This window comes from Miniimonas arenae, from assembly GCF_006351005.1.
Lineage (GTDB): Bacteria > Actinomycetota > Actinomycetes > Actinomycetales > Beutenbergiaceae > Miniimonas > Miniimonas arenae.
In genome coordinates, this window is record NZ_VENP01000007.1 from 76,402 (window position 1) to 83,683 (window position 7,282).

The following is a 7,282-nucleotide window of genomic DNA, read 5'->3' on the forward strand; positions in this document are numbered from 1 at the left end:
AACCGCTGTGGCTGTGCCCGCGCTGACGTCAGCCCAGCTCGAGCGACACCGTCACGTACGAGTGGGCGGGCAGGTCCAGCTCGAGACCCAGGGCGTGCGGACGTAGGCCGTCGTGCGCGACCGGTGCGACGGCGTCGGGCGCCTCCGGCGTGTTGTGCGTCTGCAGCGTCGCGGCGGTGAGGACCCGCGCGCTCGAGGCGGTCACGTCGCGCCCGCGCAGGTCGAGCACCACGGTGCGCGGCTCCTCCGCGTCGAGGTTGGACACCGAGATCAGCGCGGTGTCGTCCTTGGTGGACGCCGACGCCGACAGCAACGGCAGCTGCGCTCCCTCGACCTCACGCGTCGGCACGTCGCCCTTGACCCGCACCGCGAGCGAGGCGGCGTCGTGGTGCCCGACGTTCATCTCGAACACGTGGTAGGTCGGCGTGAGGACGAGCGCCCCGGAGTCCGGGTCGGTGAGGATCATCGCCTGCAGCACGTTGACGGTCTGCGCGATGTTCGCCATCACCACCCGGTCGGCGTGGTCGTGGAAGGCGTCGAAGTGCACGCTGGCCACGAGCGCGTCGCGCAGGGTGTTCTGCTGGTACAGGAAGCCGGGGTTGGTGCCGGGTTCGACGTCCCACCAGGTCCCCCACTCGTCGACGACGAGGCCGACGCGCCGCTTGGGGTCGTAGCAGTCCATGACGGCCGCGTGCCCGGCGACGATCTCGCGCATCCGGTGCGCGCGGCGCATCGCGACGTAGTACTCCTCGACGTCGAACTCCGTGGCCGAACCCTTCGACACCCCCCAGGTCCCGGTCATCGTGTAGTAGTGGATCGACAGGCCCTGGAAGTAGCTCTGCGGCTCGCGCGAGCAGCCCAGGCAGGAGAGCGACTTCATGAGCGTCTCGGTCCACGCGTAGTCGTCCCCGTTGGCGCCGGCGGCGATCTTGTAGACCGTGTTGTCGCCGTGGTTGCGCACGTAGGTGGCGTACTGCCGCGCGAGGTCGGCGAAGTGCTCCGCGCGCATGCTCCCGCCGCAGCCCCACGCCTCGTTGCCCAGGCCCCAGAACGGCACGCGCCACGGGTTGTCCCGGCCGTTGCTGCGCCGCAGGGACGCCATCGGGGAGTCGTCGCCGCGGGTCAGGTACTCCACCCACTCGCTCATCTCGCGCACGGTTCCGGAGCCGATGTTCCCCGAGACGTACGGGTCGGCCCCGAGCAGCTCGCACAGGTGCATGAACTCGTGCGTGCCGAAGGAGTTGTCCTCCACGACGTCGCCCCAGTGCGAGTTGACCATCCGCGGGCGGTCCTCGCGCGGGCCGATGCCGTCGCGCCAGTGGTAGTCGTCGGCGAAGCAGCCGCCCGGCCAGCGCAGGTTCGGGATCGCGACGGCGCGCAGCGCCTCCACGACGTCGAGCCGGATCCCACCCTCGTGCGGCAGGTCGGAGTCCTCGCCCACGTAGAACCCGCCGTAGATGCAGCGGCCGAGGTGCTCGGCGAAGTGGCCGTACACGTGCCGGGAGATCGTGGGACCGGGCAGGTCGAGATCGACGACGGCGACGAGCGAGTCGGACATGGGTGTTCCCTCGAGTGTGGGTCGGGTGGGACGGTCGGGGTCTGGTCGGGGCCTGGTAGGGGTCTGGTCGGGAGGGACGCGTGCGCGCTCAGAGCGCGCGGTCCAGGCGCTCCCACTCGGCACGCATGAGGGGCAGCACCGTGCCGTGCTTGGTGTTCGCCGGCAGCTCGAACCCCTCGACCAGGTCCCACTGGCCGGACGCGAGGTCGGTCGTGGTCAGAGCACGGTAACCCTGCGGGTCCAGCTCGTAGCTGTCCACCCACAGGTACCACCGGCGCTCGTGGTGGTGGCGGAACACCAGGGGCGCCTCGACCCCGACGGCGAGCTCGCGGCCCAGCCCGTCCGCGGTGGCCACGAAGTCGTCGGCGAGGAACGCCGAGCCGGTCTCCTGGAAGACCCCGCGGTCCCCGCCGTTGTCCTTGGCGAACCGGTGCACCCGGGTGTGCTCGCCGTCGCGCGTCGGGCTCTCGACGTACACGGTGAGGTCGATGACCTCCTCGCCCTGGTCGAGGTACACCTGCGCCGGACCGAACGTCGCGAAGTCCCGCGTGCGGGCCACGAGGATGCGGCTGTAGGACTCCCCGGCGTGCTCGACGTCGTCGGGCGCGTAGAGCGTGGAGGACCAGTAGACGAGGTACTCCCCCGAGGCCTCGTCGTAGTGCGCCTCGGGCGCCCACGCCATGCCGGCCTCGGCCGGCGCCACGGTGACGTACCGCGGCGCCGACCACGTCACGAGGTCGGGCGAGTCCCACACCACGAGGTCGCGACTGCCGTGCCGGTGCAGGTGGTCCCAGTCGATCGTCGGCTGTCCGGTCCACACGCGAAGGTCGGTCGCGACGACGTGGAACCCCTCGCCGTCGTGCCGGCGCACGAGGTGCGGGTCACGGATGCCCCTCGCCCCGCGGGTCGACTCGGCGACCGGCTCACCACCGTTGAGGCGACGCCACCGCAGGGGGTCGTCGCCCACCGAGAGCGAGAGGTAGAGCCGCTCGCCGTGGCCCACGTGGTCCTCGACGAAGTGCACGAGGACATACCCGTAGGGATCGAGGTCGGTCACGGCTCAGCCCTTCACGCTGCCGGCGAGCAGCCCGGAGACGATGTGGCGCTGCGTGAACACGAAGAAGATCACCATCGGGATGAGCGCGACCACCGAGACGGTCATGAACATCGGCCAGTCCGTGGTGAACTCCGAGACCGCGTTGTAGACCTGCAGCACCACGGTGCGCTTGTCCGGGCTGGAGATGAACACGGTCGGGATGAGGAAGTCGTTCCACACCCACATCGTCTGGAACACGCCCACCGTCACGAGGATCGGCTTGATGAGCGGCAGCGCGATGTGCCAGAAGATCCGGAACGGGCCGGCGCCGTCGAGCCGGGCCGCCTCGATCACCTCGAACGGGAGCGTCCGCATGTACCCCTGGATGAGGAAGTAGCAGAAGATCGCGCCGCCCATGTACATCACGACGAGGCCGTTGAGGTCGTTCACGAGCTTGAAGCCCACGAGCGTGCGGTACAGCGGGATGAGGGTGGACTGGCCCGGGACGATGAACCCGATGAGCAGGATGTTGCCGATGAGGAGGTTGAGCCGGCTCGTCCGCATGATCATCGCGAACGCCGCGAGCGCCCCGACGACGAGCTGGAGCACCACCGACAGCGCGGTCACGTAGAGCGTGTTCGCGAACGAGCGGTACATCCGCGGGTCGGTGAGGACCTCCTGGAAGTTGCCGAGGAACAGCTCGGTGGGCGGCGCCAGCGGCGAGGTCACCATCTGACCCTGCGTCTTGAAGGTGTTGACGACGATGTAGTACAGCGGGATCCCGATGAAGCACGCCAGCAGGATCATGACGGCGCTCAGCAGGATGCGGCGCCACAGCGGCCTGGCCACACGAACCTCCGCTCGATGTAGCGCGTGAGCGCGAGCTGGCTGAAGGAGAGGATGCCGACCGCGACCGTGAACATCACGGCGAGCGCGGAGGCCAGGCCGTAGCGGCCCTGTCCGACGCCGGACACGATGATCGACTGCGTGATCGTGTACGTGGCGAACCCCGGCCCGCCGTTCGTCAGCGTGTAGGGCAGGTCGAACACCTTGAGGCCGCCGGTCATGAGCAGGAACGTGCTGATCACGACGGCGGGGGTGAGCAGCGGGAGCGTGATGCCGAAGAACTGCTGCCGCGGGGACGCGCCGTCGATCTTCGCGACCTCGTAGTACTCACCGGGGATCGACTGCAGGTAGGCGGTGTAGAGGACGGCGTGCCAGCCGGTCGCCGCCCAGACGCCGACGACGATGACGGACAGCCGGGCGAGGGAGTCGACCGAGAGCCAGCCGATCGGTTCGACGCCGAACCGGGCCAGCACCGAGTTGAGGACGCCGGACTCCAGCGGCGAGAGCACGTAGCGCCACACCAGCCCGAGGATGGCCATCGACGGGATGGCGGGGAAGAACCACACGGACCGGACGAAGTTGCGCCCGAAGAACACCTTGTTCAGCTGCACCGTGAGCGGGATCGCCAGCACCGTGATGAGCACGGTCGTGCCGACGGCGAACAGCAGGGTGAACCCGAGGCCGGCAAGCATCGACGGGTCCTGAAGGATCTTCGTGTAGTTCTCGAGGCCGACGAAGTTCGCCTCGGGGCTGTAGCCGGTGAAGTCGGTCAGGCTCCAGTAGAACGTCTGCACCAGCGGGACGACGAAGAGGAAGACGAAGACGAAGAGGGCGGGCAGCAGGAACGCCTGGTTGACGGCGATCTGCTTCCACCCCCCGGACGCCCCGCCGCGCAGGGAGCCCCTCTTGCTCAGCGCCCGGGGCGGGCGCACTGCGACTGCACTCATGGATCACTCACCTCTCGGGGCCCCGCCCGGCGCTGCGGTCGGGCGCGGCGCCGGGCGGGGGGTCGGGACGATCAGGACGCGGCGAGCTTGGTGTCCAGCGCCTGCGCGACCTGCTCGGGAGTGATCTGTCCCTGGATCATCCGCTGGATCTGCGCCACGGCCTCGACGTTGAGCACGTCCTCCGAGCGCTGCCAGGAGATCATCGGCAGGTACAGCTGACCGGACCGGATGGACTCGACCATCGGCTCGAAGATCGGGTCCACCGGCGGGTCGAAGTCGCTCGTGACCGTCACGTCGTTCGTCTGCTTCTGCGCGATCTCGACGCCCTCCGGGGAGGCGAGCCAGCCGAGGAACACCTTCGCCGCGGCCTGGTGCGCCTCGTCCGAGGCGGAGTTGATCGCGTAGCCCGGCGACGCGGCGCCGGCGACGAACGGCTTGCCGTCCTCGAGCCCGGGGATCATGGCGTAGGTCCAGTTGAGGTCCGGTGCGGCCTCCTCGATCGCGGCGATGTTCCACGGTCCCGCGTTGAACATCGCCACGCGCCCGGCGGCGAACTCGTCGCGCACCATGTCGCCGTCCAGGCCCACGACGTCGGAGGAGACGAGGCCCTCGGTGTAGAGGCGGTTGTACTCCTCGAGGACCGGCGTCCACTGCTCCTCGAACGTCGACTCGCCCGAGAAGATGAGGTCGTCCAGGCTCGGGTCCATCTCCGAGGACTTGGCGCCGATCATGGCCGAGACGGTGGTCGGCATCTGGTCGACGCTCTCGAGGAACGGCGTGATGCCGGCGTCCTTGAGCTTCTGGCACATCTCGAGGAACTCGTCCCAGGTCTCCGGGACCGAGTCGTAGCCGACCTCCGCGAGCAGGTCCATGTTGTAGGCGTAGCCCGCGGCCCAGGAGGACAGCGAGAGGCCGTAGTACGCGCCGTCGCGGCCGTAGGTCTCGAGGTTGAACGGCTCGACGTTCTTGACGAAGTCCTCGCCCGACAGGTCGACGACGTGCTCGCCGTCGATGAGGTTCGTCTTGTTCTCGGCCGCGATGAGGAAGACGTCCGGTGCGGTGCCGGAGAGCACCTGCGTCTGGAGGGTCTGGATGTACTCCGCGACCGGCGGGGAGTAGGAGACCTCGACCTTGACCTCCGGGTGTGCCTCGCCGAAGGCGTCGAGGACGGGGGTCATCTGCTCCTCCCCCGTCCAGGAGAGGAACGTGATCGTCGTGGTGCCGTCGGCGTCGCCGCCGCCGTCGGAACCGCCGCAGGCGGAGAGGGTCATCGCCAGGGCCGCGGCCAGGGCGGCGCCGGCCAGGAGGGGGCGCTTGCTCATCGGAACTCCTTCGTGTCCGTTCATCAGAGGCACTCATCGGCACTCGTCGGCATGCTCGAGGACGTCGTCGGCCCCCACTCGGTCAGTGGTTGATCAGGGGTCCGACACTCGCCCGGGAACGTTCGCGGGCGAAGGCTTTATCGATATACCTGGGTGCTGACGGGTACTGTGACAGCCGCCGCCCGCGGACGTCAACCCGCAGGGCGGCGCAGATGTTAACGATCAAGCAACGATCCTCGCTGCGGCGCGGCCGGCGAGCGGGCGAGCTGACGGGCGGGGGTGACGACGCATGGCACCGGTGACGATGAGCGACGTCGCGCGCGTGGCCGGCGTCTCGGTCATGACCGTCTCCAACGTGGTGAACGGCCGGCCACGGGTCAGCGCGGAGACGCGCCTGCGCGTGCTCGAGGTCGTCGCGGACCTCGGCTACGAGGTCAACCTCACGGCCAAGCGCCTGCGTGCGGGTCGCACCGGGACCGTCGCGCTCGTCGTCCCCCGGTTCGACCACCCGTACTTCGGCGAGCTCGCCGGGCGGTTCGCCACCCTGCTGGGCGAGAAGGGGCTGCACCTCGCGGTCGAGCAGAGCGGCGCGAGCCGCGAGGGCGAGCTGTCCGCCGTCTCGCACGCCCGCCTGCACATGTACGACGGCGTGATCCTCAGCGTGGTCGGCCTGCACTACGACGACGTCGACCGCCTGCGCACCGACCTCCCGATCGTGCTGCTGGGCGAGCAGGTCGTCCCCGAGCGGTTCGACCACGTCATGATGGCCAACGTCGAGGGCGCGCGCCTCGCGACCGCCCACCTCCTCGAGCGCGGGTCCCGACGGGTCGCGATGGCGGGCGGCACGCCGTCGGGTCCGTCGACGGGGGCGTCGGAGCTGCGCAGCGAGGGGTGGCGCGCGGCGCACCGGGACGCCGGTCTCGAGCCCCCCGAGGACCTGCTCGTCCCGATGCCGGACCTCGAGGCGGCGACGGCGCACCGTGTCGTCGCCGAGGCGCTCGCTCGGGCGCGGGAGCGCGGCGCGCTGCCGGACGCGGTGTTCGCGGTGACCGACCAGGTGTCGCTCGGCGTGCGGGCCGCGCTGCACGACGCCGGGCTCCGGGTCCCGCAGGACGTGCGGCTCATCGGGTTCGACGACCTCGGCCTGGTCCAGCACGTCCCGCCTGGCCTCAGCAGCGTCGACCCGCACAACGGGTGGATCGTCGAGCGCGCGACGGACCTGCTGCTGAGCCGTATCGCGGGATCGACCGAGCCGCCGCAGCACCTGGTCGCGCCGGCGTCGATCGCCGCGCGCGCGTCGACCGCCTGACCCCCGGGCGACAGCGTCGGCCTGTCGATCGGACGGCCCGACGCCACCGGGCTCCTGGTGGCGCTCGCGATGGCCGCGGCCGGACTCCTTCGGGCGTGGACGCTGGGCGTGGGCGCGCAGGTGATGCTCACGGTCTCGATCTCGCTCGCCGTGATCGTGGTCGGGGCGGCGCTCATCGCGTGGGTGATCCCGCTCGTGCTCAAGAGGCTGCGGGTCGATCCGGCCGTGGTGTCCGCGCCGAGGATCGCGACCCTCGTCGACGGG

The 7,282-nt window shown here is 70.0% G+C and carries 7 protein-coding genes; 2 read left to right on the forward strand and 5 right to left on the reverse strand.

Translation table 11 applies throughout. From position 1 onward, the window contains the following. Positions 1–28: 28 nt before the first annotated feature. The 5 genes from FH969_RS03525 to FH969_RS03545 form a co-directional block, all read right to left on the reverse strand. Positions 29–1,558, reverse strand: coding sequence for an alpha-N-arabinofuranosidase (locus FH969_RS03525; RefSeq protein ID WP_139986149.1), 1,530 nt, complete (start codon positions 1,556–1,558; stop codon positions 29–31). Between the two features lie 88 nt (positions 1,559–1,646). Next, the gene (locus tag FH969_RS03530; RefSeq protein WP_139986151.1) at positions 1,647–2,615 is read right to left on the reverse strand and encodes a glycoside hydrolase family 43 protein; all 969 of its coding nucleotides are present in this window, start codon (positions 2,613–2,615) and stop codon (positions 1,647–1,649) included. A gap of 3 nt (positions 2,616–2,618) precedes the next feature. Next, complete coding sequence (locus FH969_RS03535; protein ID WP_246071685.1) at positions 2,619–3,443, reverse strand: carbohydrate ABC transporter permease; 825 nt, start codon at positions 3,441–3,443, stop codon at positions 2,619–2,621. Next, a complete protein-coding gene (locus tag FH969_RS03540; RefSeq protein WP_139986153.1) occupies positions 3,410–4,387 on the reverse strand; it encodes a carbohydrate ABC transporter permease in 978 nt (325 codons plus the stop codon). Before FH969_RS03540 ends, FH969_RS03535 begins: the two co-directional genes overlap by 34 nt. A 71-nt stretch (positions 4,388–4,458) precedes the next feature. Beyond that, positions 4,459–5,709: an ABC transporter substrate-binding protein gene (locus tag FH969_RS03545; RefSeq protein WP_180359650.1), complete on the reverse strand. Its 1,251-nt coding sequence runs from the start codon at positions 5,707–5,709 to the stop codon at positions 4,459–4,461. Between the two features lie 289 nt (positions 5,710–5,998). Between FH969_RS03545 and FH969_RS03550 the strand changes: the two genes are divergently transcribed. Together FH969_RS03550 and FH969_RS03555 are read left to right on the forward strand one after the other, a co-directional pair. Then, entirely contained in the window at positions 5,999–7,018 is a 1,020-nt protein-coding gene (locus FH969_RS03550; RefSeq protein ID WP_218975251.1) for a LacI family DNA-binding transcriptional regulator, read from the forward strand. 54 nt (positions 7,019–7,072) lie between these two features. Beyond that, the coding region (locus FH969_RS03555) for a magnesium transporter (protein ID WP_342776989.1) at positions 7,073–7,282 on the forward strand (210 nt) is incomplete at its 3' end.